The sequence below is a fragment of the Achromobacter sp. genome (assembly GCF_050285585.1).
GTDB lineage: Bacteria > Pseudomonadota > Gammaproteobacteria > Burkholderiales > Burkholderiaceae_B > Achromobacter.
Genome location: NZ_JBLZXF010000021.1, coordinates 46035 through 69417, shown reverse-complemented (window position 1 = coordinate 69417; position 23383 = coordinate 46035). Strand labels below are relative to the sequence as shown.

Genomic DNA, 23383 nt, shown 5'->3' with positions numbered 1-23383 from the left:
CTCCGTGTCATGCCTACTTTTGACGTCGTCTCCGAAGTCGACAAACACGAACTCACCAACGCCGTCGACCAGGCCAACCGCGAACTGTCCACCCGCTTCGACTTCAAGGGCACCGACGCGAAGTTCGAACTGGAAGGCTTCGTCGTGACGCAGGTCGCGTCCAGCGCGTTCCAGCTCAAGCAGATGCTGGACATCCTGCGCGGCCGCCTGTCGGCCCGCGGCATCGACGTGCGCTGCCTGGACGTGGCCGATCCCCTGGAGAACCTGGGCGGCGCGCGCCAGAAAGTCACCATCAAGCAAGGCATCGAGCAGCCGGTGGCCAAGAAGCTCATCGCCGCCATCAAGAACGCCAAGCTCAAGGTGGAATCGCAGATCAACGGCGACAAGCTGCGCATCAGCGGCAAGAAGCGCGACGACCTGCAGGCGGCCATCGCGCTGCTGAAGAAAACCGACGTGGACCTGCCCCTGCAGTTCGAGAATTTCCGCGACTGATACCGGAAAATATCCGGCGCGCCCCGCCCGAGACCGGTTCCATTCATGGGACATTCCAGCGAACTGCTGCTGATCGTCGAGCTGGCGCGCGCCGGCGGCATGTCCGCGGCGGCGCGCGAACTGGGCGTTACGCCGGCCGCGGTCAGCAAGCGGCTGGCCCAGATCGAGGCGCGCCTGGGCGTGCGGCTGGTCAACCGCAGCACGCGGCGGCTCAGCCTGACGGCCGAAGGCGAGGTCTACCTGGAGAGCGCCCGCCGCATCCTGGACGAAATCGAGGACCTGGACCAGCTGATCGCCAGCCGCCAGGCCAGTCCTCGCGGCCTTCTGAAGGTCAACGCTCCGCTGGGATTCGGCCGCAGCTACATCGCGCCCGCCATCGCGGAATTCGCCCAAAAGTATCCCGAGGTATCGCTGCAGCTGCAATTGACCGACAGTCCGGCGGATTTCGTGCAGGACGCCTTCGACGTGGCCGTGCGTTTTGGCGATTTGCCGGACACGCGCCTGATCGCCCGCAAGATCGCGCCCAACCGGCGCCTGGTCTGCGCCTCGCCGGGCTACCTGAAAGCCCATGGCGTGCCGGCCGCGCCGCACGACCTGGCCCGTCACCAATGCATCGTGCTCCGGCAGAACGAGGCGGCCTACGGGCTGTGGCGCTTCACCAAGGGACGGCGCAGCGAAACCGTGAAGGTGCGGGGCAGCCTCAGCAGCAACGACGGCGAGGTCACGCTGACGTGGGGGCTGGCGGGCCTGGGCATCCTGCAGCGCGCCGAGTGGGATCTGGCGCGCTATCTGCGCAGCGGCCGGCTGGTGCGGGTGCTCGAGGACTATGCCTTGCCGCAGGCCGACATCTACGCCGTCTTTCCGGAACGGCACCACCTTTCCATCAAGGTGCGCGTGTTCGTGGATTTCCTCGTCGGGTACTTCCAGAAAGGCGCGGAAGGCCAGTGGTGACCGGGGCCCCGGCTCAGGCTGTCCACAGGTGCTGCGCGGCATAGGCGCGCCAGGGCCGCCAGGCCTCTGCGCGGGCCAGCAATTGAGCGGGCGTGTACTCGCGGGACTCCAGGCGCTCCAGCGCGCGGATCAACCCGATGTCGGCCGCTGGGAAGGCGTCCGGCTCGCGCAATTGGCGCAGGGCGATGTACTGCGCCGTCCATTCCCCGATGCCGCGGATCGCCCGCAAGCGCAGCACGGATTCGGCCAGCCCGCTGCCGGCGTCGAACAGATGCCTGTCGGCGACCGCCGCCGCGGCCACCGCCGACAGCGTCGCGGCGCGGCTGCGCGGCATGCCCAGGGAAGCCAGTTCCGCGCCGGCGACGGCTTCGGCCAGCGGAAAGACATGCGTCAGGCTGCCGTCGGGTTGCGCCATGGGGGCGCCGTGCGCGGCGACCAGCTTGCCGGCCAGGCGGATCGCGGCGGCAACGGTGATCTGCTGGCCCAGCACCGCGCGCATCGCCAACTCGAAGCCATCCCATGCGCCCGGCACGCGCAGCCCCGGCCTGGCCCGGATCAGCGACGTCAGGACCGGATCGCTGGAAAACTGCGCGGCGATGGCGACCGGGTCGCTGGCCAGGTCGAACACGCGGCGCAGGCGGGCGATGATGGCGGGCAAGGCCTGCAGCCTTGGAAAGCGCACGACGGCCTGCAGCGCGTCGCCCGCGCCCGGCCGCACCGTCACGGTGCCCTGGTGGCCGTCCAGGCCGATCGTGCGCGCATAAGTGTCGTCCGTGACCCGTTCGATGCCGGGAATGGCCCGCAGCCGCAGGAAGTCCAGCATGGCGCTCCAATCGTAGGGAGGACGGTAGCGCAGCAGCAGCTTGATCTCCCCTTCCTGCTGGGCGGACACCTCTGGTTTCGCGGAGCGGCGCAGCGCGCCCGGCGCGCGCCCGAAGAGGTCGTGGAAGATCTCGTTGAAGCGGCGGATGCTGCCGAAGCCCGAGGCGAAGGCGATCTCCGCCATGGGCAGGCGGCTTTCATGGATCAGCTGCTTGGCGAGCAGCACGCGCCGCGTCTGGGCGACGGCCACGGGCGAGGCGCCCAGATGCTGGCGGAACAGGCGCCGCAACTGGCGTTCGCCCACGCCCAGGCGCTGCGCCAGCGCGTCCACGCCGTCTTCGTCCAGCGCGCCCAGTTCGATCAGCTGCAGCGCGCGCGACACGCTGTCGGGCAGCTCGTGCCCGGGGCCGAGCGCCGGCGCGGTTTCGGGCCGGCAGCGCAGGCAGGGATGGTAGCCCGCCTCTTGCGCCGCGGCCGCCGTCGTGTAGAACGTGACGTTCTTCGAGAGCGGCGTGCGCGCCGGGCAGACCGGCCGGCAATAGATGCGCGTGGTCTTGACGGCGGTGAAGAAACGGCCGTCGTAACGGGCGTCGCGCACTTGGATGGCGCTGTAGCAGGCGTCGTGGTTCAGGTCCATGCGTTGATGCTAACGCCGGCGGGTTCATGGGATCTAGCGGTTTTCGGACAATGTTGTGCCGGACGCATTCCTGTCCGAAAACCGCCAGCGGCACACCGCGGCCGGGTCTATATTGCGCAGGTCGATGTCACAGCCGGAGCCGCCGCCATGTCCATTCCAACCCAGATATTCTTCCTGGAACGGGTGTCCACGCCCATCGGCCGGATGCTGATCCTCAGCGACGACCGGCGGCGCCTGCGCGCGGTGGATTGGGAGGATTTCGAGACGCGCATGCACAGGCTGCTGCGCACGCAATACCGCAAGCAGGCCATCGAACTGCGCGACGCCGCGCAGGCCTCGCCCGCCCGGCGCGCGCTCGAGGCATATTTCGATGGCGAGGTCCATGCGATCGACTCCCTGGAGGTGGCTACCGGCGGCACCGATTTCCAGCGCCAGGTATGGCGGGCGCTGCGGGGCATCGCGGGCGGCGAGCCCATCACGTATGGCGGGCTTGCGGACCGCATCGCGCGTCCCAAGGCGGTGCGCGCTGTGGGACTGGCCAACGGCGCGAACCCCATCGGCATCGTCGTGCCCTGCCATCGCGTGGTGGGCGCCGATGCCTCCCTGACCGGCTATGGCGGCGGCCTGCATCGCAAGCGCTGGCTGCTGGATCACGAAGATCGGTGGCGCGCGCGGCGCCTTGCCGACGCCGAGGCGGCATGAGCCGCCCGGCGCCGACGGGCGCGGGCGAGCGCGTTTTTCGCAGCCGGTCGCGAATTGAAAATTCTTGTGACAGGGTTGAATGACTTTGTAGCGAGTCAGGCATCGGGCGGGCATATCATGCGTCCCCTCATAGCAACCCGCAACAGGAAATGAAAATGCTTATGTCGCGCCCCTTGCGCATGTCCGCCGTTCTGGCCGTCACGCTGGCGCTCGCCGCGTGCGGCGACGATAGCGCCAAGAAGGAGGCGAAGGCGGCCGAGCCGACCACCGCTCAGGCCGAGATCATCAAGTACAACCAGTACGTCGATGCCGCCAACGGCATCAGCACGTCCTTCGAGGAAGCGCTGGACCGCTACCAGGCCTATGCGGCGCCGAAGCTGAAGGAAGGAAAGCCCATCAAGGACTTCGTGATCAGCAACGATTCCGCCATCCTGCGCACCAAGGAAAAGCTCGACAACGCGCTGGCGATGAAGGCGCCGATTCCCGAGATCGACGCGCCCGCCAAGGCGTTCTCGGATGCGCTGGGCAAATTGGCGCCGCTGAGCAACGAGTTGCAGAACTACTCCGCGGCCAAGACCTTCCTGTCGGACGGCGGCGCGCTGGCGCGCGAGAAGAGTCCCGCCTACGTCGCGGCGCTGACCGACGCCGTCAAGGCGGAAAGCGCCTTCTATCGCGGCATTTCCGTGAAGGACACGGCCAACACCAAGGAAGCCTTCGAGAAGGCCGAGAAGGGCTCGGTGGCCTACTACCGCGCCGGCCTCGTCTATTACGGCAAGTCCACCATGGACCGGGCGTCGGGCATCTTCGACGGCACGGGCCTGGGCGCCGACCAGGACGCCTTCAAGCAAGAGCTGGACAAGATGAATGAAATGGCCCTGGGCTTCGACAAGAAGACGCGCGAGGCCGATCCCAAGGGCTGCAGCGGCACGATGATGCAGGTCAACAGCTTCCTGGCCTCGGGCCGCAAGGTGCTGGAGAACACGAACAACGGCCGCTACAAGGAAGATGCCGAGCGCACGGGCGCGTTCAAGATGATGCGCCCCACGATCGTGGAGGATGCCCACAGCCTGCGCCAGGACTTCAACAACCTGATTTCCAATCTGAACGTGGGCCGCTGCTGATCGAGCCGGGCCCGCGGCGGTCTTGCCCCTCCGCCTTCGCAACCGAAACGGCGCCCCTTGCGGGCGCCGTTCTTTTGCGCGAGGACGCGCCATCTTCAACTCCAGGTAAAAGTAGTTTTGAATTCCGCTGCGGTCGTGACGCGACCGCCTCGGTACAGTGCCGACAGACCCTCACCAGCAAGGAGCCTTGTCGGCACATGAAGACTTATCGCATCGCAACCATCCCCGGCGACGGCATCGGCAAGGAAGTGATTCCCGCCGGGCGGCGGATCATGGAAGAACTGGCGGGGCAGGGCGGCCTGCGGTTCGAGTTCCAGGATTTCGACTGGGGCGGCGACTACTACCGCAAGCACGGCGCGATGATGCCCGCCGACGGGCTGGACGCGCTGCGCGACAAGGACGCGATCCTGTTCGGCTCCGCCGGCGATCCGCACATCGCAGACCACATCACGCTGTGGGGCCTGAGGCTGAAGATCTGCCAAGGCTTCGATCAGTACGCCAACGTGCGCCCGACGCGCATCCTGCCGGGCATCGACGCGCCGCTCAAGCGCTGCGGGCCGGAGCAGCTCGACTGGGTGATCGTGCGCGAGAATTCCGAGGGCGAGTATTCGGGCGTGGGCGGCCGGGTGCACCAGGGCCATCCCATCGAGGCCGCCACGGACGTGTCCATCATGACCCGCGCCGGCGTGGAGCGCATCCTGCGCTTCGCCTTCAAGCTGGCGCAATCGCGGCCGCGCAAGCTGCTGACGGTGATCACGAAATCCAACGCGCAGCGCCACGCCATGGTGATGTGGGACGAGATCGCGCTGCAGGTCAGCCGCGAATTTCCCGACGTCGCCTGGGACAAGGAATTGGTCGACGCCGCCACGGCCCGCATGGTGAACCGTCCGGCATCGCTGGACACCATTGTCGCCACCAATCTGCACGCAGACATCCTCAGCGATCTGGCCGCGGCGCTGGCGGGCAGCCTGGGCATCGCGCCCACCGGCAACATCGATCCCGAGCGCCGCTACCCGTCCATGTTCGAACCGATCCACGGTTCCGCCTTCGACATCATGGGCAAGGGGCTGGCGAATCCGGTGGGCACCTTCTGGTCCGTGGTCATGCTGTTGGAGCACCTGGGCGAGACCCAGGCGGCGGCCCGGCTGATGCAGGCGATCGAAAGCGTGACCGCGGATCCGGCGCTGCACACGGGCGACCTGGGCGGCCGCGCGACCACCGCACAGGTCACGGAGGCGGTCTGCGCGAAGCTGGCCGCGCTGGCGCCGGCGAAGGCGGCCTAGCCGTGTTGCGGGACGGGGCGCAGACCTTCTCCCGCGCCGCCTCGCGGCAAGAACAAGAAGCGAAATCCATTCGTATCCAGGAGACAACCATGCATCAGAAAGCCGTTTCCGCGCGCGCCTTGGCGCTCGCCTGCCTGTTCAGCCTCTCCTTCGCGGGCGGGGCGTCGGCGCAGTCCTATCCTGCGCGGCCGATCAACCTGGTCGTGCCCTTTCCGGCGGGCGGAACCACGGACGTCCTGGCCCGCGCGCTGGGACAGGAACTGGCCAAGAGCCTGGGCCAGCCGGTGGTGGTGGAGAACAAGCCCGGAGCGGGGTCGACGCTGGGCGCGGACTACGTGGCAAAAGCGGCGCCCGACGGCTATACCCTGCTGATGGGCGCGGTGCACCATACGATCGCCACCAGCGTCTACAAGAGCCTGCACTACGATTTCCAGAAGGACTTCGCGCCGGTCACCACCGTAGCCCTGGTGCCCAACGTGCTGGTGGTGAACCCCAGGCTGGACGCCAAGGACGTGCAGGGGCTGCTGGCGATGGCGCGGGCAGCGCCCGGCAAGCTCACCTACGGATCGAATGGCATGGGCACCGGCCAGCACCTGATCGGCTCGCAGTTCGAAAAGGAGGGCCACGTGAAACTGCTGCACGTGCCCTACAAGGGCAGCGGCCCCCTGACCACCGACCTGCTGGGCGGCCAGATCGACATGTCGTTCGATACGGTGACGCCGGTGCTTGCGCACATCCAGAGCGGCAAGCTGCGGGCGTTGGCCGTGACCACGAACAAGCGCTCGGCGGCGCTGCCCGACGTGCCCACGATGGAAGAGGCGGGCCTGAAGCCGTTCGACATGGGCACGTGGTTCGGCGTGCTGGCGCCGGCCGCCGCGCCCAAGGACGTGGTCGACCGGCTTAACGCGGAAATGGTGAAGATCATCCGCTCGCCGGATTTCTCGCGGCGGATGGCGGAGATCGGCGCAGTGCCCATCGGCGACAGCCCGGCCGAAATGAAGGCCCGGATCGGCGCCGATACCGAGAACTACGCCAAGCTGGTCAAGGACGCCAAGGTGGCCATCAACTGAGCGTCACGCCCGTATCCAGCCGCGGGCGATCGGCAGGGCCAGCACCTTGCGATACAGGCCTAGTACGGCCGCGGTCAGCGGAGCGCCCGCGCGGCTCCATACCGGCAAGGCGATGCCCGCGGCAAGCGGCGCCAGCGCCAGCCCGCCGGCAATGTCCAGGGGGAAGTGCACGCCGAGGTAGACCCGCGACGCGCCGACCAGCGCGGCCAGCGCCAGGGCGGTCCAGCCCAGGCCGGCCCAGCGCCGGTCGAAGATCAGCGTGAAGGCCAGGGTGGCGATGATGATGGTGTGGTTGCTGGGGAAGGACGAGGTCGCGGCATGCGGGAAGAAGGCGTGTCCCAGCCCGATGACGAACGGGCGGGGATGCGGCCACAGCGCGCCGCACAAGTAGCTGGCGAACAATGCCAGCGCGATGCCGGCCAGCGCCTTAAGCGCCAGGTTGCGCTGCGCGTCGCCGCCCCACAGCCAGGCCGCGGCCAGCGCGCAGGGAACGAACAGGATCAGCCTGTTGGCCACCAGCATGGCGGCGTGGATCCGCCATACGGGCGAGCCGGGATCGGCGTTGGCCAGGAGAAAAAGGGACTGGTTGAGGCTTTCCAGGAAATTCATGACACGTCATTGCGGCGTAACAAACCAATAGCCGCGATGGTAATGAGGATTCCCGTCAGTCCGCTTACAAAATGCGCCGAATCCCGTGGTTTTACTTCTGGATGCGTTTACCCTGCGCGTCGATCACGGCCTCGCCGTCTTCCTTGGTGAAGGCGCCTTGCTGAGGCGCCGGAAGAATGTCCAGCACGAGTTCCGAGGGGCGGCACAGGCGGGCGCCCAGCGGCGTCGAAACGAAGGGGCGGTTCAGCAGAATGGGATGCTGTTCGATGGCGTCGAGCAGCGCGTCGTCGGAGAGGGAGGCGTCGTCCAGCCCCAATTCCTGGTAGGGCGTTCCTTTTTCGCGCAGGGCGTCGCGCACGCCAATGCCGGCCCGTTTGAACAGCGCCTTCAGCGTTTCGCGCGACGGCGGGGTTTCCAGGTACAGCACCACGTCGGGCTCGATACCGGCGTTGCGGATCATGGCCAGGGTGTTGCGGGAGGTGCCGCACTTGGGGTTGTGATAGATGGTTACGTCGGACATGGAGGCTCCTCTTTCCGGTGAATCGTCTTGCGAGGCAATGAGCATAGTGCATCCGCGCCCGCGCTTCAGGCGCGCAGCTTTTTTCCCAGGCGCCGCCAGCCGATGACCACACCGGTCAGGCTGAGCGCCGCGCCGCCCAGGCTGAGGAAGATCAGCAGGGCGTCCCAGAGCGGGCGGCGGGCCAGCAGTCCGGTCCAGTCCCAACTGTGCAGAAAGGCGAACAGCCAGCGGCTGGCGCGGGCGCCGCGATCCTGGCGCCCCAGGATCCGGCCCGTCTTCGGATCCAGGTACACCCAGGTCGCTTGCGGGTCGCCGAAAGTCAGACGCCAGGCCGGCAGCGGTTTTTCGATATGCCCCAGCATGGCGTGCGCATCGCGCGCATAGTAGTAGAGGTCATAGGCGTTCAGCACCTCGATGCCGCGCAACGGCGCGCCGGGCAGCAGGCGCGCAGCCGCGTCGCGCAACGCGGCCTCGTCGAAGACATATGGCGCCGCGTCGCGGGCGGACAGCACTTGCGGCGCGCCGGGCCCGCTGCGCGCCAGCACTAGGCCGCGGCCGTCCACGCGGGTCCAGGTCAGTTCGCGGGGCGGAGCGGGCAGGGCCGCGATCAGCGTCCGGGGCGGGGCCAGGGCCGAGGCGGTTCCGGGTTCGCCGGCGTACGCGGAGAGCGCAAGCGGCGCGGCGTTGCCGGTAAAGAGTTTCCACGGATTCATCGACATCAGCCCGCTGAAGATCCAGGTGATGGTGATAAGGGCGAAGAACAGGCCGCTGAGGTGGTGCCAGCGCATCATGGACTCGCGGTACGGCGAGCGGCTGCCGCTCGCGTATGGGCGCGAGAAGCGCCAGCGCAGCACGCCGACGACCGTGCCCGTGAGCGCGACCGTCACCCCGGCCACGGACAGCCATACGACGATGTCGTGCCACCAGGGGTCCAGCGCGTTGCCGCGGAACGGGTACAGCCAATGGATCCACGCGCCGGCGTAATTCCACAGGCGTTCGGATCGCGTGGCGTCCAGCACCACCATGCCGGTGGCGGAGGACACGTACAGGCGCGTGCGCGCCGGGTCGTCCATGTCCACCCTGTGCAGCGGGCGGTCCGGGTCGAGCGCGCGCGAATGGGTGTAGGCGTCCTCGTCCACGGTGCCGCCGTAGCGCGCCGCATATTGCCCGCCGAACCAGGCCGCCGCCGTGGCCCGGGCCGCCGACGCGTCGGCGGCGGGCAGGAGCGCGCCGGTGGCGGCGTCCACCACCTTGGGCGCCTGGCGCTTGCTTCCGGGCACCACGTAGACGGGCGCGCCGCCGCGCGCGGCGGCCAGGCTGAGGCCGGACGCGTCGCTGGCGCCCGCCGCCGCGAGGGCCTGGGCCGGCGTCACGGCGATGGCCGCCGCATCCAGCGGGGCCAGATGGGCCAGCCGCTCCTGCTGCGCGAGCTTCGGGTAGCCCACATACATCATGACCATGCCGGAGAGAAACCACATGGCGAAGAACAGGCACAGCACCACGCCGGCCCAGCGGTGCGTGAGGTAGAGCCAGCGCTTTGCGCGGGCGGAAAGCGGCGGGGCGGCGGCCCGGCTTGCGGTCGAACGGGAAGTGCTGGCGCTCATGGAAACTCTCGGGTAGCGGACCGGCATGCGCGCGGCGGCTCGCGCGAAGCGGAGCGGATGCGGGCGCAGGAGGCCGACGGGATCATGCCGGCGTCCAGGCGCGCGGCGATCGGGGTTCGGCGGGGACCCGGCCGTTCCGCCTGCGGGCGGCCGGCCGCGTCGGGTCAAGCCGCGGGAGGGCCGCGCGGCCGGGCCGCGCTCCAGGCGTGGAGGGATTGCGTCGCGGAGAAGAACAGCGGCGGATAGCTGGCGCTGCGGGCGGGCGGGACCGGCAGCACCGGGACGGGAGCGGGCAGGATGCCCGCGCCCGCTTGCGGGTTGCGGCAGAACGGGCAATGCTGGCCGTCGCCGTGCGCGCCGTCCTGGCCTGCGCCATGGTCGTCGCCGCGCACATCCAGGGTCACCCGGGCCGCGCCTTCGGCCGCGCAGTACTCGACACTGATGCGCTGGCTCGTCCCGCCTTCGTGGGCCATGCCCAGCGCGTGCGCCAGCGAAGGCGCAAGCGACGCCCACAGGACGGCGGCGAGCGCGATCCAGAGGGCCGGGCGGGTCAGGAAGCTTGCGGAGCGCATGGCCGACGATTATATCGGAGCGGCCCGGCCGGTCCCTATACCGACAGGTGCCGCCGCACGTCTTCCCCGTCGATGTCGCCGCGGCCGCCGCGCGCCACCACCTCGCCGCGCGACAGCACCACGAACTGGTCCGCCAGCTCGCGGGCGAAGTCGAAGTACTGCTCGCACAGCAGGATGGCGATGTCGCCGCGCCGCCGCAGCATGTGGATGACGCGGGCGATGTCCTTGATGATGGACGGCTGGATGCCTTCCGTGGGCTCGTCCAGGATGATGAGCCTGGGCTCGGCCACCAGCGCCCGCGCGATCGCCAGTTGCTGCTGCTGCCCGCCGGACAGGTCGCCGCCGCGGCGCGACAGCATGTCCGCGAGCACCGGGAACAGCTCGAACACTTCTTCCTTGATGCGCCGCGCGCGGGCGGCCGGCTTGGAGGCCATGCCCATCAGGATGTTCTCCTGCACCGTAAGGCGGGCGAAGATGTCGCGGCCCTGCGGCACGTAGGCCATGCCGCGCGCGGCGCGCTGGTGCGGCGCCAGCCGCGTGATGTCTTCGCCGCCCAGGGCGATGTGGCCGCGCGCCACCGGCAGCACGCCCATCAGGCATTTGAGCAGCGTGGTCTTGCCCACGCCGTTGCGGCCCAGCAGCGCCAGGCACTCGCCCTGCCGCAAGGACAGCGATACGCCGCGCAAGGTGTGGCTGCCGCCGTAGTATTGGTCGATCGCGTTCACGTCCAGCATGTCAGCGCCCCAGATAGACTTCGATGACCCGCGGATCGGCCTGGACCTTGCTCATCGGCCCTTCGGCCAGGACCGAGCCCTCGTGCAGCACCGTGACCTTGCCGCCGCCGGCGATCTGGTTGACGAAGTCCATGTCGTGCTCCACGACCATCAGCGAATGGCGCCCGCGCAATTCGTTCAGCAGTTCGCCGGTGCGTTCGGTCTCGGCGTCCGTCATCCCGGCCACGGGCTCGTCCAGCAGCAGCAACTGCGGCTCCTGCATCAGCAGCATGCCGATCTCCAGCCATTGCTTCTGGCCGTGCGACAGCAGCCCGGCCGGCAGGGCGGCCTCGGGGCGCAGCCGGATCAGATCCAGCGTCTCGCCTATCTTGTCGGCCTGTTCGCCGCTCAGGCGGGAGAACAGCGTGGGACGCACGCGCTTGTCGGTCTTCATCGCGAGCTCCAGGTTCTCGAAGACGGTGTGCTGTTCGAACACGGTGGGGCGCTGGAACTTCCGCCCGATGCCGGCATGCGCGATCTGGGCTTCGTTCAGCGTGGTCAGGTCGATGCTCTGACCAAAGTAGGCGGTGCCCGACGCGGGGCGCGTCTTGCCCGTGATCACGTCCATCATCGTGGTCTTGCCCGCGCCATTGGGTCCGATGATGCAGCGCAGCTCGCCCACGCCGATGTCCAGCGTCAGGTCATTGAGCGCCTTGAAGCCGTCGAAGCTGACCGTGATGCCTTCCAGGTAGAGAATGGCGCCGTGGCTGGTGTCCAGGCCGCCGGGACTGACGCGGCCGTAGCCGGCCTCGCCGCTGGGACCGCCTTCCAGCATGGCGGATTCGGTGTGCGTGCTCGTCATGCCTTTGTCTCCTGGAACCGGGCGGCGAGGCGGCGCGCCAGGCCGACGATGCCGGCGGGCAGGAACAGCGTCACCAGCACGAAGATGAGGCCCAGCGCGTACAGCCAGAACTCCGGCAGCACGCTCGTGAACCAGGTCTTCAGGCCGTTGACCGCGCCTGCGCCGATGATGGGGCCGACCAGCGTGCCGCGCCCGCCGGTGGCGACCCAGATCACCATTTCGATGGAGGTCTCGGTGGACATTTCGCTGGGGTTGATGATGCCGACCTGGGGCACGTAGAGCGCGCCCGCGACGCCGCAGAGCACGGCCGAAAGCGTCCATACGAACAGCTTGAAGCCCAGCGGGTCGTAGCCGATGAAGCGCAGGCGGCTTTCGGAATCGCGCACGGCGGTCAGCACCCGGCCCAGCTTGCTCTGCGTGACCGCGCGCGCCAGGACCAGCGCGCCGGCCAGCGCCGCCAGCGTGATCCAGTACAGCGCCGCGCGCGTGCCGGGCGCGGTGATGTCGAAGCCCAGGATGCGCTTGAAGTCGGTGAAGCCGTTGTTGCCGCCGAAACCGGTGTCGTTGCGGAAGAACAGCAGCATCGCGGCGAAGGTCAGCGCCTGCGTGATGATGGAGAAGTACACGCCCTTGATGCGCGAACGGAAGGCGAAGTAGCCGAACACGAAGGCCAGCAGGCCGGGCACCAGCACGACGAGCAGCATGGCATACCAGAAGTGCTCGGTGAAGGACCAGTACCAGGGGTAGGCCTTCCAGTCCAGGAACACCATGAAGTCCGGCAGGTCGCTCTGGTAGACGCCGTCGCGGCCGATGGCGCGCATCAGATACATGCCGTGCGCGTAGCCGCCCAGCGCGAAGAACAGGCCATGGCCCAGCGACAGGATGCCGGCGTAGCCCCACACCAGGTCCAGCGCCAGCGCCGCCATGGCGTAGCACATGAATTTGCCCAGCAGGGCCACCGCGTAGGCGGAAACGTGCAGCGCGTGGCCTGGCGGAAACGCCAGGTTGAGCAGCGGCAGCAGGGCCAGCGCGGCGGCCCCCGCGCCCAGGGCGGCCCAGGCCCGGCCCGAATACAGCGGGCGGCGCGCCAGGAGGCGCAGATCGGTCAGCGCGGTCTGTTTCATTCGACGCTCCGGCCGCGCGGGGCGAACAGGCCTTGCGGCCGCTTCTGCACGAACAGCACGATGAGCGCCAGGATGGTGATCTTGGCCATGACGGCTCCGGCGTAGGGTTCCAGGAATTTGTTGACGCCGCCCAGGCCCAGCGCGGCGATGACGGTGCCGGCCAGCTGGCCCACGCCGCCCAGCACCACCACCATGAAGGAATCCACGATGTAGGCGCGGCCCAGGTCCGGCCCGACATTGCCCAGCTGGGATAGCGCCACGCCCGCGAGCCCGGCGATGCCCGAGCCCAGTCCGAAGGCCAGCATGTCCACGCGGCCGGTGGGCACGCCCACGCAATCGGCCATGCGGCGGTTCTGCGTGATGGCGCGCACGAACAGGCCCAGGCGGGTGTGGTTCAACAGCGCCCAGACGAGGAACACGACGAAGAGCGCGAAGCCGATGATCACGAGGCGGTTGTAGGTCAGCACCAGGCCGTCCAGCACCGTGATGCCGCCGGACATCCAGCCGGGGTTGCCCACTTCCACGTTCTGCGCGCCAAACAGCGTGCGCACGCCCTGCATCAGCATCAGGCTGATTCCCCAGGTGGCCAGCAGCGTTTCCAGCGGCCGGCCGTAGAGCCAGCGGATGACGGTGCGCTCCAGCGCCATGCCCACCAGCGCGGTGACGATGAAGGCCAGCGGCAGCGCGGCCAGCACGTACCAGTCCATCCAGCCCGGCAGCCAGGCGCGGAACAGCGCCTGCGCCACATAGGTCACGTAGGCGCCGATCATCAGCAGTTCGCCGTGCGCCATGTTGATGACGCCCATCAGGCCGAACGTGATGGCCAGGCCGAGGGCGGCAAGCAGCAGGACGCTGCCCAGGCTGATGCCGTAGAAGAGATTTCCGGCCCACGCTATCGTCGCCAGGTGGCGGTCGATCCGCCGCAGCGCGTGGGTCGCTGCCTCGCGCACTGCCGCGTCCGGTTCGGCCTGGGGACCGTCGGATTGCCGCGCGATCGCGGCCAGCGTCGGGCGGAAGGCGGGGTTGCCGGTGCGGCCCAGCAGTTCGACCGCGTGGCGGCGCACCGCGGGGTCGGCGCTCTTGAGTTCCAGGTTGGCGACCGCGATCTCCAGCGCGGCGCGCACCTCGTCGTGCTTTTCGGCCGCCAGCGCCTTTTCCAGCATCGGCAGGCGCGCGGGGTCGCCCGCCTGCTGCAGCCTGCGGGCGGCGGCCAGGCGTTCGCGGGCATCGGCGGAGTACAGGCGCAAACCCGCCAGCGCCGCTTCGATGGCCCGCCGCAGCCGGTTGTTGATGCCGATGGCGCCCGCGTCCGCGGGCAGATCGACGGCGGCGCCCGTGGCGGGGTCGGTGGCGCGCGCGCCGTCGCCGATCAGCACGCGGCCGTCGGCCGTTGCGTAGAGCTGCTCATTGCCCAGCGCCTGCAAGACCGCCGCGCCGCCGGGGTCGGGCAGCAGGCCCAGCGCGGCAATCGCCCGCAGCTTGGCGTCCGTGTCGTCGCCGGCCAGCGGCGCGAGCAGCGCCGGGTCGATGCCGGCCGCAGGCGCCGGCGCGCTCAGCAGCGGCATGGCCAGCAGCCAGCCCAGCAGGAAACGGCGCAGGAAGTGTGCGATTGCCGCGATGCGCATGGCTACAGGCCCTGTTTGCTTTCGTTGCCGGCGATATACGGACTCCAGGGCTGGGCGCGGATCGGGCCCTTGCTCTTCCACACCACGTTGAACTGGCCGTCCGCCCGGATCTCGCCGATGTAGACCGGCTTGTGCAAGTGGTGATTGGTTTTGTCCATTTCGATGGTGTAGCCGTCGGGCGCGTCGAACTTCTGTCCGCCCATGCTGGCGATCACCTTGTCGACGTCGGTGCTCTTGGCCTGTTCGACTGCCTGTTTCCACATATGGATGCCGATGTAGGTGGCTTCCATGGGGTCGTTGGTCACGACCGTGCCGGCATTGGGGAGGTTCTTGGCCTGGGCGTAGGCCTTCCACTTCTTGATGAAGTCCTGGTTCACGGGGTTCTTGATCGATTCGAAATAGTTCCACGCGGCCAGGTGCCCCACCAGCGGCTTGGTGTCGACGCCGCGCAGCTCTTCCTCGCCGACCGAGAACGCCACCACCGGCACGTCGGTGGCCTTCAGGCCGGCATTGCCCAGTTCTTTGTAGAAGGGCACATTGGAATCGCCATTGATGGTGGATACCACCGCCGTCTTGCCGCCCGTGGCGAACTTCTTGATGTTGGCCACGATGGTCTGGTAGTCCGAATGGCCGAAGGGCGTATAGACCTCGTCGATGTCGCTGTCCTTCACGCCCTTGGCGTGCAGGAAGGCGCGCAGGATCTTGTTGGTGGTTCGCGGGTAGACGTAGTCCGTGCCCAGCAGCACGAAGCGCTTCGCGCCGCCGCCGTCCTCGCTCATCAGGTATTCGACGGCGGGAATCGCTTGCTGGTTGGGCGCGGCGCCGGTATAGAACACGTTCTTCTCCAGCTCCTCGCCTTCGTATTGCACGGGATAGAAAAGCAGGCCGTTCAGCTCCTTGAACACGGGCAGCACGGACTTGCGCGATACCGAGGTCCAGCAGCCGAAGACCACCGCGACCTTGTCCTGGGACAGGAGCTGTCGCGATTTTTCGGCGAACAGCGGCCAGTTCGAGGCAGGATCCACCACCACGGGTTCGAGCTTCTTGCCCAGCACGCCGCCGTTGGCGTTGATCTCTTCGATGGCCATCAGGGCAACGTCTTTCAGCGACGTCTCCGAGATGGCCATCGTGCCCGACAGGGAATGCAGGATGCCGACCTTGATGGTGTCTGCGGCGGCGTGTACCTGCGGCATCCAGCCGGACATGGCCAACAGGCTCACGGCGGTCAGTTGCTTGAGGGCTAGTCTGCGTTTCATGATGACTCCTGAATGGAATGCGCCGGCCCGGCCGGCGGGAACGATCTGAGCAACACTCGACAACGCAGGACTTCAAAGCAAAACCCGTGCCAACCGCGGCGCAACGCGCGGTCCACCATATAAAGGGGAGGCAGCGGGGCGCGGGCGGCCATGCGCCGCGCGGGCGGCGGCGAGGATCAAGCTGGTGCCGCACGCACAACATGGGTGCGGGGAATGCCCGCTGTCGGTGCGGGCGTCCGGCCCGCGCGCGGCACGCCGGCGGCGCGCGACGCGGGGTTCAGAGGGAGAGAAGGGGGCGCGGCGGACATGGCACGCCGATTGCTTGGGAATCCGTACTTGTATACAAGAAAGGATTCCAGCATGAACGCCGTGGCAACGCAGAAGGGCCCCAGGGGGTGGACGATCGCGCAGTGGCAGGCCGCCTATCGCGAAGAAGGCGCGACGCCCGAAACGCTATTGGCCGCATGGGCCGAGCGCGGCGACCCCTCGGACCATGCCTGGATCAGCCGCCTGGACGGCGCAGCGCTTGCGCGGCAGCTGGAGGCGCTGAGCGGCCGGCTCGCGTCCGTGGACGGCGACCTGGCGCGCCTGCCGCTGTATGGCGTTCCCTTCGCCATCAAGGACAACATCGATGCCGCCGGCTGGCCCACCACCGCTGCCTGCCCGGAATTCGCCTATGTGCCCGACGAGGACGCCACCGTCGTGCGCCGTCTGCGCGCGGCGGGCGCCATCCTGGTGGGCAAGACCAACCTGGACCAGTTCGCCACCGGGCTGGTGGGCACGCGTTCGCCGCTGGGCGCGGTGGCCAACGCCTTCAAGCCGGAGTACATCAGCGGCGGGTCCAGTTCCGGTTCCGCGTCCGTGGTGGCGCGCGGCCTGGCGGCGTTCTCGCTGGGCACGGATACCGCGGGCTCGGGCCGCGTGCCGGCCGGTTTCAACAATATCGTCGGCCTGAAGCCCACCCGGGGCTGGCTGAGCACGGCGGGCGTGGTGCCGGCATGCCGCACGCTGGATTGCGTGTCGGTATTCGCGCTGACGGTGGACGACGCCGAGCTCGTGGCGGGCATCGCGGGCGGCTACGACGAGCGCGATCCCTATTCGCGGCCGCGGCCGGCCGACGCCGCGCGTCGCTGGCCCGAGGCCCCCAGGCTGGCCGTCCCCGCGCAACTGGAATTCTTCGGCGATGCGCAAGCGGCGGCCGCTTTTGAAGAGGCCGTGCGCGCCTTGCGCGAGGATGGCGCGACCGTGGAGGCGATCGATTTCGCGCCTTTCGGCGAGCTGGCCGCCTTGCTGTATTCGGGGCCCTGGGTGGCCGAGCGCTTCGCCGCGGTGGAAAGCTTGTGGAGCAGGATGCCGGACGCCATACACCCGGTAGTGCGCGGCATCGTCGAGCAGGCGTCGCGCTACAGCGCGCTGGACGCGTTCAAGGCCGAGTACCGGCGCGCGGAGCTGTCGCGGCGGATCCAGCGGTCGCTGGAGGGATTCGACGCGCTGGTCGTGCCGACCGCGCCATCCATCTACACCATCGCCCAATTGCAGGCCGATCCCGTCGAGCTGAACTCGCGGCTGGGCGTCTATACCAACTTCGCCAACCTGGCGGACCTGTCGGCGCTGGCCGTGCCCGCGGGCATGCGCGAGGACGGCCTGCCCGCGGGTATCACGCTGATCGGCCCGGCCTGGCAGGACGCCGCGCTGGCGCGGTTCGGGCGCCGGTGGCAGGCCCGCCGCGGCCTGCCGCTGGGCGCGACCGGCGCGCCCCTGCCCCCGCTGGGCTCCGGGCCTGACGGGACCTCGGATTCCGTGCGGGTGTCGGTCGTGGGCGCGCACCTCACCGGCATGCCGCTGAACCACCAGCTGACTTCGCGCGGCGCCGTGTTCGTCGAGAAGACGCGGACCGCGGGCGATTACCGGCTGTACGCGCTGGCCAATACCGCGCCGCCCAAGCCTGGGCTGGTGAAGTCGGCGGCGGGCGCGCCCATCGAGGTCGAGTTATGGGACGTGCCGCTGTCGGCCTTCGGCGCTTTCGTGGCCGAGATCCCCGCGCCGCTGGGCATAGGCACGCTGGAGCTGGAGGACGGCCGCCTGGTCAAGGGCTTCATCTGCGAACCGCGCGGCCTGGACGGCGCGCGCGACATCACCGCGTTCGGCGGCTGGCGGGCCTACCTGGCCAGCCTCGACGCCTCGCCCCGCTAATCCGCCAGACACCAGACACTCCAGGGAGCCGAACCGTGTTCGATACCGTTCTGATCGCCAACCGCGGCGAAATCGCCGTCCGCGCCATCCGCAGCCTCAAGCGCCTGGGCATCCGCAGCGTGGCCGTCTATTCCGATCCGGACCGCAACGCGGCGCACGTGCGCGCGGCGGACGTGGCCGTGGCGCTGGGCGGCGAAAAAGCGGCCGACAGCTATCTGCGCATGGACCTGCTGCTGGCCGCTGCGCGCGAGCACGGCGCCCAGGCCATCTATCCCGGCTACGGCTTTCTGTCCGAGAGCGCCGAATTCGCCCAGGCGTGCGAGGCGGCGGGCATCGCGTTCGTGGGTCCCACGCCTCTCCAGATCCGCGAATTCGGATTGAAGCACCGTGCCCGCGAACTGGCCGCCGCGGCCGGCGTGCCGATGACGCCCGGCACCGGCCTGCTGTCCAGCCTGGGCGAGGCCCTGTCGCAGGCCGAGCGCATCGGCTATCCGGTGATGCTCAAGAGCACGGCGGGCGGCGGAGGCATAGGTCTGTCGCGCTGCGATAACGAGGCCGAACTGACGGTGGCTTTCGACAGCGTGCAGCGCATGGGCGAGCACTTTTTCCATGATGGCGGCGCCTTCCTGGAACGCTATGTGGACAACGCCCGCCACGTCGAGGTGCAGATCTTCGGCGACGGCGCCGGCCGCGTGCTGGCGCTGGGCGAACGGGACTGCTCGGTGCAGCGACGCAACCAGAAAGTCATCGAGGAAACGCCCGCGCCGTTGCTGCCCGCCGCCACGCGCGCGGCGCTGCACGCGGCGGCCGTGCAGCTGGGAGCTTCGGTCAACTACCGCTCGGCCGGCACGGTGGAGTTCATCTACGACCCCGCGCGCGATAGTTTCTACTTCCTGGAGGTGAACACCCGCCTGCAGGTCGAGCATCCGGTGACGGAGGAAGTCACCGGCCTGGACCTGGTGGAATGCATGCTGCGCGTGGCCGCGGGCGAGCCGCTGGACTTCGCCGCCATGTCGCGCGCGCCGCAGGGCGCTTCGATCGAAGTGCGGCTGTATGCCGAAGATCCGCTGCGCCAGTTCCAGCCGTCGCCGGGTGTGCTGACGGAGGTTTGCTTTCCGGATGGCGTGCGGGTGGACGGCTGGGTCGAGACCGGGACCGAAGTGCCGGCCTTCTACGACCCGCTGCTGGCCAAGCTGATCGTGCGCGCGGACACGCGCGAGGCCGCGCTGGACAAGCTGTCCGACGCGCTGGCCAGGACGCGCTTGCACGGTATCGCCACCAACCTGGACTATCTGCGGCAGATCGCGGCCGACGCGCGTTTTCGCGCCGGCGAGATTTCCACGCGCTTCCTGGAAGGCTTCGCCTATCGGCCTTTGGCGATCGAGGTGCTGGAGGCCGGCACCTATACCAGCGTGCAGGATTATCCGGGGCGCACCGGGTACTGGGACATCGGCGTGCCGCCATCCGGGCCCATGGACGACTATGCGTTCCGCATGGCCAACCGCATCGTCGGCAACGCGCCCGACGCGGCGGGAATCGAGACGACCCTGGCGGGGCCCACCCTGCGTTTCCATGGAGACGCCGTGGTGGCGCTGACGGGCGCGGTATGCGCGGCTACGTTAGACGGCGAACCGGTGCCGATGTGGCAGCCGGTTGCCGTGCGCTCCGGCCAGGTGCTCGCCACCGGCCGGGCGCTGTCGGGCTGCCGCAGCTACCTGGCCGTGCGCAACGGTCTGGACGTGCCCGTCTACCTCGGCAGCCGCTCGACGTTCGCGCTGGGCCAGTTCGGCGGTCATGCAGGCCGCACGCTGCGCGTGGGCGACATGCTGCCCCTGGTGCGCCCGGAGCTGCCGGACGCGAACGCGGCCCCGCCCGCCACGGCGCCGCGGGCCGCGCCGGCGGCGCTGATTCCCGCCTACGGCGACACCTGGGAAATCGGTGTGCTTTACGGACCGCATGGGGCGCCGGACTTCTTCCGGCCCGAAGCCATGGATGCCTTCTTCGCCGCCGATTGGGAAGTGCACTACAACTCCAACCGGCTGGGCGTGCGGTTGATCGGCCCCAAACCCCAATGGGCGCGCGAGGACGGCGGCGAGGCCGGCTTGCATCCGTCCAATATCCACGACTGCGAATACGCCATCGGCAGCATCAACTTTACGGGCGACAGCCCCGTCATCCTGACGCGCGACGGCCCCAGTCTGGGCGGCTTCGTCTGCCCCGCGACCATTGCGCGCGCGGAGCTGTGGAAGGTCGGCCAGGTCAAGCCCGGCGACCGCATCCGTTTCGTGCGCATCGACTACGCGCGGGCCGTGGCGATGGAGCAGGCGCAGGAGCGCAGCGTGGCGGAACTGGCGGCCGTGACGCCCGCGACGACCGGCGCGTCACCGGCGCCCGCGACCGTGTCCGAGGCCATCGTGGCGGCCTTGCCGGCCGAGGGCGGCCGTCCGTCGGTGTCGTACCGGCAAGCGGGCGACGGCTACCTGCTGCTGGAGTACGGAGAGAATGTGCTGGACCTGGCGCTGCGCATGCGCATCCACCTGCTGATGGAGGCGCTGCATGCCGATCCGGTGGCCGGCGTGCTGGAGCTGTCGCCGGGCGTGCGTTCGCTGCAGATCCGCTACGACAGTAGCGTCATCGCCCAGGACCGCCTGATCGGCCGCCTGCTGGAGATCGAGGCGGGCCTGGCCGACGTGGCCAACCTGAAGGTGCCCACGCGGGTCGTGCACCTGCCCATGGCTTTCGAGGATTCGGCCACGTTGGGCGCCGTGCGGCGTTACCAGGAGACCGTGCGCGCGAGCGCGCCCTGGCTGCCGAATAACGTGGACTTCATCCGGCGCATCAACGGCCTGGCCCGGCGCGAGGACGTGCGCCGCATCGTCTTCGACGCCAGCTATCTCGTTATGGGCCTGGGCGACGTCTACCTGGGCGCGCCTTGCGCGGTGCCCATCGATCCGCGCCATCGCCTGCTGACCTCCAAGTACAACCCTGCGCGCACCTACACGGCGGAGGGCACGGTGGGCATAGGCGGGGTCTACATGTGCATCTATGGCATGGATTCTCCCGGCGGCTATCAACTGGTCGGCCGCACCTTGCCGATCTGGAACAAGTTCCTGAAGAATCCGGCATTCCAGGACGGCAAGCCCTGGCTGCTGCGCTTTTTCGATCAGGTGCGCTTCTATCCGGTCGCCGAGGCCGAACTGGAGCGCCTGCGCGAGGATTTCCGCGCGGGCCGCGCCACCGTGCGCATAGAGGAGGAAGTGTTCGACTTCGCGGCCCACCGGCGCTTCCTGGAGGAGCAGGCGGACAGCATTGCCGCGTTCCAGACGCGCCAGAAGTCCGCCTTCGACGCCGAGGCCGCGCTATGGAAAACCGAGGCGCCCGCTGTGGAACCCGAGGCTCCGATGTCAGAGACGGACGCCGAACTGCGCGACGGCGAGCGCCTGATCAGCGCCGATATGTGCGGCAATATCTGGAAGATTCCGGTGCGGGTCGGGCAGAGCGTTTCGGCCGGCGATACGCTGGTGGTCGTCGAGGCCATGAAGATGGAGCTGTCTGTCATCGCGCCCGCGTCGGGCATCGTCACCGCGATCCGCTGCACGCCCGGCAAGCCGGTGAACGCCGGCGATCCATTGATCGTGCTGGCCGAAGACGCTGCCTGCGCCGTGGCCGGATGATGGCCCGGGAATCTGCGCGGATCGGCCCGTCCATCCGGCAGGCGCCGGTCCTCGCCGGCTCGCTGGCGGACCAGGTCTACCTGCGCATGAAGGACGACCTGTTCGATTTCCGCATGCTGCCGGGCGAACGTTTCACCGAGGCTGACCTGGCGGCGCGGCTGGGGGTCAGCCGCACGCCGGTCCGGGTAGGGCTGGCGCGGCTGGAACGCGAGGGCTTCGTGCTGGCGCAGTCGCGCAGCGGCTGGCAGGTGCGGCCCTTCGACCTCGAGCGTTTCGAGGCGTTGTACGACGTGCGCGTGGTGCTGGAGCAGGCGGCCGTGGAAAAGCTGTGCGCGCGCGAGCGGATGGACGAGGTGGGCATGCTGGGCGCGCTCGCGGATGTGTGGCTGGCGCCGCCCGCGCAGCGCATCCTGGACGGCCGCCTGGTGGCGCAATTGGACGAGGCCTTCCATTGCTCGCTCGTCGCCGCCGCGGGCAACCCCGAGATGGCGCAGATCCACCGCGACGTGACCGAGAAAATCCGCATCGTGCGGCGCCTGGATTTCACCAAGGATTTCCGCGTGGACGCCACCTACGAAGAGCACGCGGCCATCCTGCGCGCGGTGCTGGCGCGCCGGGCCGGCGAGGCCTCGCGCATGCTGCGCTCCCACATCGGCATGAGCAAGGCCGAGGTCCGCAGGATCACGCTGCACATGCTGCACGAGGCGAAGGAGCGGGGCAGGCTCCTCCCCCCAACTCACCCCTGCAACTGCCGGTAGACTTCCTGCGAGACGCGCTGCAATTCCTCCCGGCTGACCGCGCCGGACAGCGCGTAGCCGAACGTTCCCTCGACCCAATAGAAGACGCGGACGGGCCCTTCCTGGGTGAACTGGAACGCCGTCTGTTCGCCCGCCGCCTCGCGCGTGACGTACAGCGTCAGCCGCTGTCCGTCGGCGGCGCCATACATGAAGAGCGCGACCGGCCCCGCTCCGCCGGGCAGCAGGCGGCCGCCCATCAGTTCGTAGCCGGCCTGGGACAGGGAAGGCGCGCGCACGGGCGCGCCCATGCGCTTGGTCAGCCAGGTCACCAGGCCTTTTTCGTTGTCGACCCCGACTTCCACGGGGCGGCCCATGTCGGGCGCGTAGACCGCGTGCGCGATGGCGGCGCGCTGCGCATAGCCGCCCGCCGCGCGGTCCGGCGCGGCGGTGGCCAGCACCGCCTGCAGATGGCGCGCGTCCATCGCGCCGCGGACGGTCCAGGCCAGGCTCGCGCTGGCTGCCGCGACCGCCACGCCGGCGGCCAGGGCGCGCCAGGGCCAGCGGCGCGCGGGCGGCGCCAGCGGCAGCCGCAGGGGCAGCGGCTCGTCCAGCACCGGGTCCAGCAGGGCGTGCAGCGCGCGCCGCTGTTCCTTCCAGGCGTCCACGCGTGTCTGGTCATGCGGATGGGAGGCGAGAAATGCCTCGACTTCGGCGTGGCGCGCCGGCGGCAACTGGCCGTCGGCGTAGCCATGCAGGTCGGCTTCGGTAATGGGGGTGCCCGTGGCGGGCGCCGGGTGGAGGCGTATGTCGTTCATG

20 protein-coding genes are annotated in these 23383 nt (G+C 69.0%); 9 read left to right on the top strand and 11 right to left on the bottom strand.

All coding sequences use genetic code 11. The features are described from left to right. Nucleotides 1–9: 9 nt before the first annotated feature. Both ACN6PJ_RS22485 and ACN6PJ_RS22480 read left to right on the top strand, forming a co-directional pair. The gene (locus ACN6PJ_RS22485; RefSeq protein ID WP_427998022.1) at nucleotides 10–492 is read left to right on the top strand and encodes a YajQ family cyclic di-GMP-binding protein; all 483 of its coding nucleotides are present in this window, start codon (nucleotides 10–12) and stop codon (nucleotides 490–492) included. Nucleotides 493–537: 45 nt separating this feature from the next. Beyond that, a complete protein-coding gene (locus tag ACN6PJ_RS22480; RefSeq protein WP_427998021.1) occupies nucleotides 538–1443 on the top strand; it encodes a LysR family transcriptional regulator in 906 nt (301 codons plus the stop codon). A gap of 13 nt (nucleotides 1444–1456) precedes the next feature. Here ACN6PJ_RS22480 and ACN6PJ_RS22475 read toward each other — a convergent pair whose 3' ends face one another. Then, nucleotides 1457–2902 (bottom strand): AlkA N-terminal domain-containing protein, encoded by a 1446-nt coding sequence (locus ACN6PJ_RS22475; protein ID WP_427998020.1) that lies wholly within the window; start codon nucleotides 2900–2902, stop codon nucleotides 1457–1459. Nucleotides 2903–3049: 147 nt separating this feature from the next. On the opposite strand from ACN6PJ_RS22475, the gene ACN6PJ_RS22470 reads away from it, so the two are divergent. The 4 genes from ACN6PJ_RS22470 (at nucleotide 3050) to ACN6PJ_RS22455 (ending at nucleotide 7078) form a co-directional block, all read left to right on the top strand. Further along, the gene (locus tag ACN6PJ_RS22470) at nucleotides 3050–3604 is read left to right on the top strand and encodes a methylated-DNA--[protein]-cysteine S-methyltransferase (protein WP_427998019.1); all 555 of its coding nucleotides are present in this window, start codon (nucleotides 3050–3052) and stop codon (nucleotides 3602–3604) included. A 155-nt stretch (nucleotides 3605–3759) separates the two neighbouring features. Then, on the top strand, nucleotides 3760–4725 hold the full coding sequence (locus ACN6PJ_RS22465; RefSeq protein WP_427998018.1) for a DUF3829 domain-containing protein: 966 nt from the start codon (nucleotides 3760–3762) through the stop codon (nucleotides 4723–4725). Between the two features lie 197 nt (nucleotides 4726–4922). Next, complete coding sequence (locus ACN6PJ_RS22460) at nucleotides 4923–6008, top strand: tartrate dehydrogenase (RefSeq protein ID WP_427998017.1); 1086 nt, start codon at nucleotides 4923–4925, stop codon at nucleotides 6006–6008. A gap of 89 nt (nucleotides 6009–6097) precedes the next feature. Beyond that, the gene (locus ACN6PJ_RS22455; RefSeq protein WP_427998016.1) at nucleotides 6098–7078 is read left to right on the top strand and encodes a Bug family tripartite tricarboxylate transporter substrate binding protein; all 981 of its coding nucleotides are present in this window, start codon (nucleotides 6098–6100) and stop codon (nucleotides 7076–7078) included. A gap of 3 nt (nucleotides 7079–7081) precedes the next feature. Here ACN6PJ_RS22455 and ACN6PJ_RS22450 read toward each other — a convergent pair whose 3' ends face one another. From ACN6PJ_RS22450 to urtA, 9 genes are all read right to left on the bottom strand, one after another. Further along, entirely contained in the window at nucleotides 7082–7687 is a 606-nt protein-coding gene (locus tag ACN6PJ_RS22450; RefSeq protein ID WP_427998015.1) for a phosphatase PAP2 family protein, read from the bottom strand. A gap of 91 nt (nucleotides 7688–7778) precedes the next feature. Next, nucleotides 7779–8207: an arsenate reductase (glutaredoxin) gene (arsC, locus tag ACN6PJ_RS22445; protein ID WP_043544450.1), complete on the bottom strand. Its 429-nt coding sequence runs from the start codon at nucleotides 8205–8207 to the stop codon at nucleotides 7779–7781. A gap of 65 nt (nucleotides 8208–8272) precedes the next feature. Beyond that, nucleotides 8273–9811, bottom strand: a complete 1539-nt coding sequence (locus ACN6PJ_RS22440; RefSeq protein ID WP_427998014.1) for a PepSY domain-containing protein — start codon at nucleotides 9809–9811, stop codon at nucleotides 8273–8275. A 164-nt stretch (nucleotides 9812–9975) separates the two neighbouring features. Further along, nucleotides 9976–10383, bottom strand: coding sequence for a DUF2946 domain-containing protein (locus ACN6PJ_RS22435; protein ID WP_427998013.1), 408 nt, complete (start codon nucleotides 10381–10383; stop codon nucleotides 9976–9978). Between the two features lie 35 nt (nucleotides 10384–10418). Continuing rightward, the gene (urtE, locus tag ACN6PJ_RS22430; protein WP_427998012.1) at nucleotides 10419–11117 is read right to left on the bottom strand and encodes an urea ABC transporter ATP-binding subunit UrtE; all 699 of its coding nucleotides are present in this window, start codon (nucleotides 11115–11117) and stop codon (nucleotides 10419–10421) included. A 1-nt stretch (nucleotide 11118) separates the two neighbouring features. Then, nucleotides 11119–11958, bottom strand: coding sequence for an urea ABC transporter ATP-binding protein UrtD (gene urtD, locus ACN6PJ_RS22425; RefSeq protein ID WP_427998011.1), 840 nt, complete (start codon nucleotides 11956–11958; stop codon nucleotides 11119–11121). Next, a complete protein-coding gene (gene urtC, locus ACN6PJ_RS22420; protein ID WP_427998010.1) occupies nucleotides 11955–13082 on the bottom strand; it encodes an urea ABC transporter permease subunit UrtC in 1128 nt (375 codons plus the stop codon). Before urtC ends, urtD begins: the two co-directional genes overlap by 4 nt. After that, the gene (gene urtB, locus ACN6PJ_RS22415; protein ID WP_427998009.1) at nucleotides 13079–14707 is read right to left on the bottom strand and encodes an urea ABC transporter permease subunit UrtB; all 1629 of its coding nucleotides are present in this window, start codon (nucleotides 14705–14707) and stop codon (nucleotides 13079–13081) included. Before urtB ends, urtC begins: the two co-directional genes overlap by 4 nt. Nucleotides 14708–14709: 2 nt before the next feature. Further along, a complete protein-coding gene (gene urtA / locus ACN6PJ_RS22410) occupies nucleotides 14710–15963 on the bottom strand; it encodes an urea ABC transporter substrate-binding protein (RefSeq protein ID WP_427998008.1) in 1254 nt (417 codons plus the stop codon). Between the two features lie 360 nt (nucleotides 15964–16323). On the opposite strand from urtA, the gene atzF reads away from it, so the two are divergent. Genes atzF through ACN6PJ_RS22395 form a run of 3 tightly spaced genes read left to right on the top strand, consistent with a single transcriptional unit; the run spans nucleotide 16324 to nucleotide 22588 of the window. Then, nucleotides 16324–18156, top strand: a complete 1833-nt coding sequence (gene atzF / locus ACN6PJ_RS22405) for an allophanate hydrolase (RefSeq protein WP_427998007.1) — start codon at nucleotides 16324–16326, stop codon at nucleotides 18154–18156. Between the two features lie 35 nt (nucleotides 18157–18191). After that, on the top strand, nucleotides 18192–21830 hold the full coding sequence (uca, locus tag ACN6PJ_RS22400) for an urea carboxylase (protein WP_427998006.1): 3639 nt from the start codon (nucleotides 18192–18194) through the stop codon (nucleotides 21828–21830). After that, the gene (locus ACN6PJ_RS22395) at nucleotides 21827–22588 is read left to right on the top strand and encodes a GntR family transcriptional regulator (protein WP_427998005.1); all 762 of its coding nucleotides are present in this window, start codon (nucleotides 21827–21829) and stop codon (nucleotides 22586–22588) included. Before uca ends, ACN6PJ_RS22395 begins: the two co-directional genes overlap by 4 nt. On the opposite strand, the gene ACN6PJ_RS22390 is transcribed toward ACN6PJ_RS22395, so the two are convergent. Further along, nucleotides 22567–23382 (bottom strand): anti-sigma factor family protein, encoded by an 816-nt coding sequence (locus ACN6PJ_RS22390; RefSeq protein WP_427998004.1) that lies wholly within the window; start codon nucleotides 23380–23382, stop codon nucleotides 22567–22569. The two genes, ACN6PJ_RS22395 and ACN6PJ_RS22390, sit on opposite strands and share 22 nt — an antisense overlap. Between the last annotated feature and the right edge of the window lies 1 nt (nucleotide 23383).

Bases quoted from the DNA above. Each gene is read 5' to 3' on its own strand.
- ACN6PJ_RS22485 (WP_427998022.1), top strand. From the start codon at position 10: ATGCCTACTTTTGACGTCGTCTCCGAAGTCGACAAACACGAACTCACC.
- ACN6PJ_RS22480 (WP_427998021.1), top strand. From the start codon at position 538: ATGGGACATTCCAGCGAACTGCTGCTGATCGTCGAGCTGGCGCGCGCC.
- ACN6PJ_RS22475 (WP_427998020.1), bottom strand. From the start codon at position 2,902: ATGGACCTGAACCACGACGCCTGCTACAGCGCCATCCAAGTGCGCGAC.
- ACN6PJ_RS22470 (WP_427998019.1), top strand. From the start codon at position 3,050: ATGTCCATTCCAACCCAGATATTCTTCCTGGAACGGGTGTCCACGCCC.
- ACN6PJ_RS22465 (WP_427998018.1), top strand. From the start codon at position 3,760: ATGCTTATGTCGCGCCCCTTGCGCATGTCCGCCGTTCTGGCCGTCACG.
- ACN6PJ_RS22460 (WP_427998017.1), top strand. From the start codon at position 4,923: ATGAAGACTTATCGCATCGCAACCATCCCCGGCGACGGCATCGGCAAG.
- ACN6PJ_RS22455 (WP_427998016.1), top strand. From the start codon at position 6,098: ATGCATCAGAAAGCCGTTTCCGCGCGCGCCTTGGCGCTCGCCTGCCTG.
- ACN6PJ_RS22450 (WP_427998015.1), bottom strand. From the start codon at position 7,687: ATGAATTTCCTGGAAAGCCTCAACCAGTCCCTTTTTCTCCTGGCCAAC.
- arsC (WP_043544450.1), bottom strand. From the start codon at position 8,207: ATGTCCGACGTAACCATCTATCACAACCCCAAGTGCGGCACCTCCCGC.
- ACN6PJ_RS22440 (WP_427998014.1), bottom strand. From the start codon at position 9,811: ATGAGCGCCAGCACTTCCCGTTCGACCGCAAGCCGGGCCGCCGCCCCG.
- ACN6PJ_RS22435 (WP_427998013.1), bottom strand. From the start codon at position 10,383: ATGCGCTCCGCAAGCTTCCTGACCCGCCCGGCCCTCTGGATCGCGCTC.
- urtE (WP_427998012.1), bottom strand. From the start codon at position 11,117: ATGCTGGACGTGAACGCGATCGACCAATACTACGGCGGCAGCCACACC.
- urtD (WP_427998011.1), bottom strand. From the start codon at position 11,958: ATGACGAGCACGCACACCGAATCCGCCATGCTGGAAGGCGGTCCCAGC.
- urtC (WP_427998010.1), bottom strand. From the start codon at position 13,082: ATGAAACAGACCGCGCTGACCGATCTGCGCCTCCTGGCGCGCCGCCCG.
- urtB (WP_427998009.1), bottom strand. From the start codon at position 14,707: ATGCGCATCGCGGCAATCGCACACTTCCTGCGCCGTTTCCTGCTGGGC.
- urtA (WP_427998008.1), bottom strand. From the start codon at position 15,963: ATGAAACGCAGACTAGCCCTCAAGCAACTGACCGCCGTGAGCCTGTTG.
- atzF (WP_427998007.1), top strand. From the start codon at position 16,324: ATGAACGCCGTGGCAACGCAGAAGGGCCCCAGGGGGTGGACGATCGCG.
- ACN6PJ_RS22395 (WP_427998005.1), top strand. From the start codon at position 21,827: ATGATGGCCCGGGAATCTGCGCGGATCGGCCCGTCCATCCGGCAGGCG.
- ACN6PJ_RS22390 (WP_427998004.1), bottom strand. From the start codon at position 23,382: ATGAACGACATACGCCTCCACCCGGCGCCCGCCACGGGCACCCCCATT.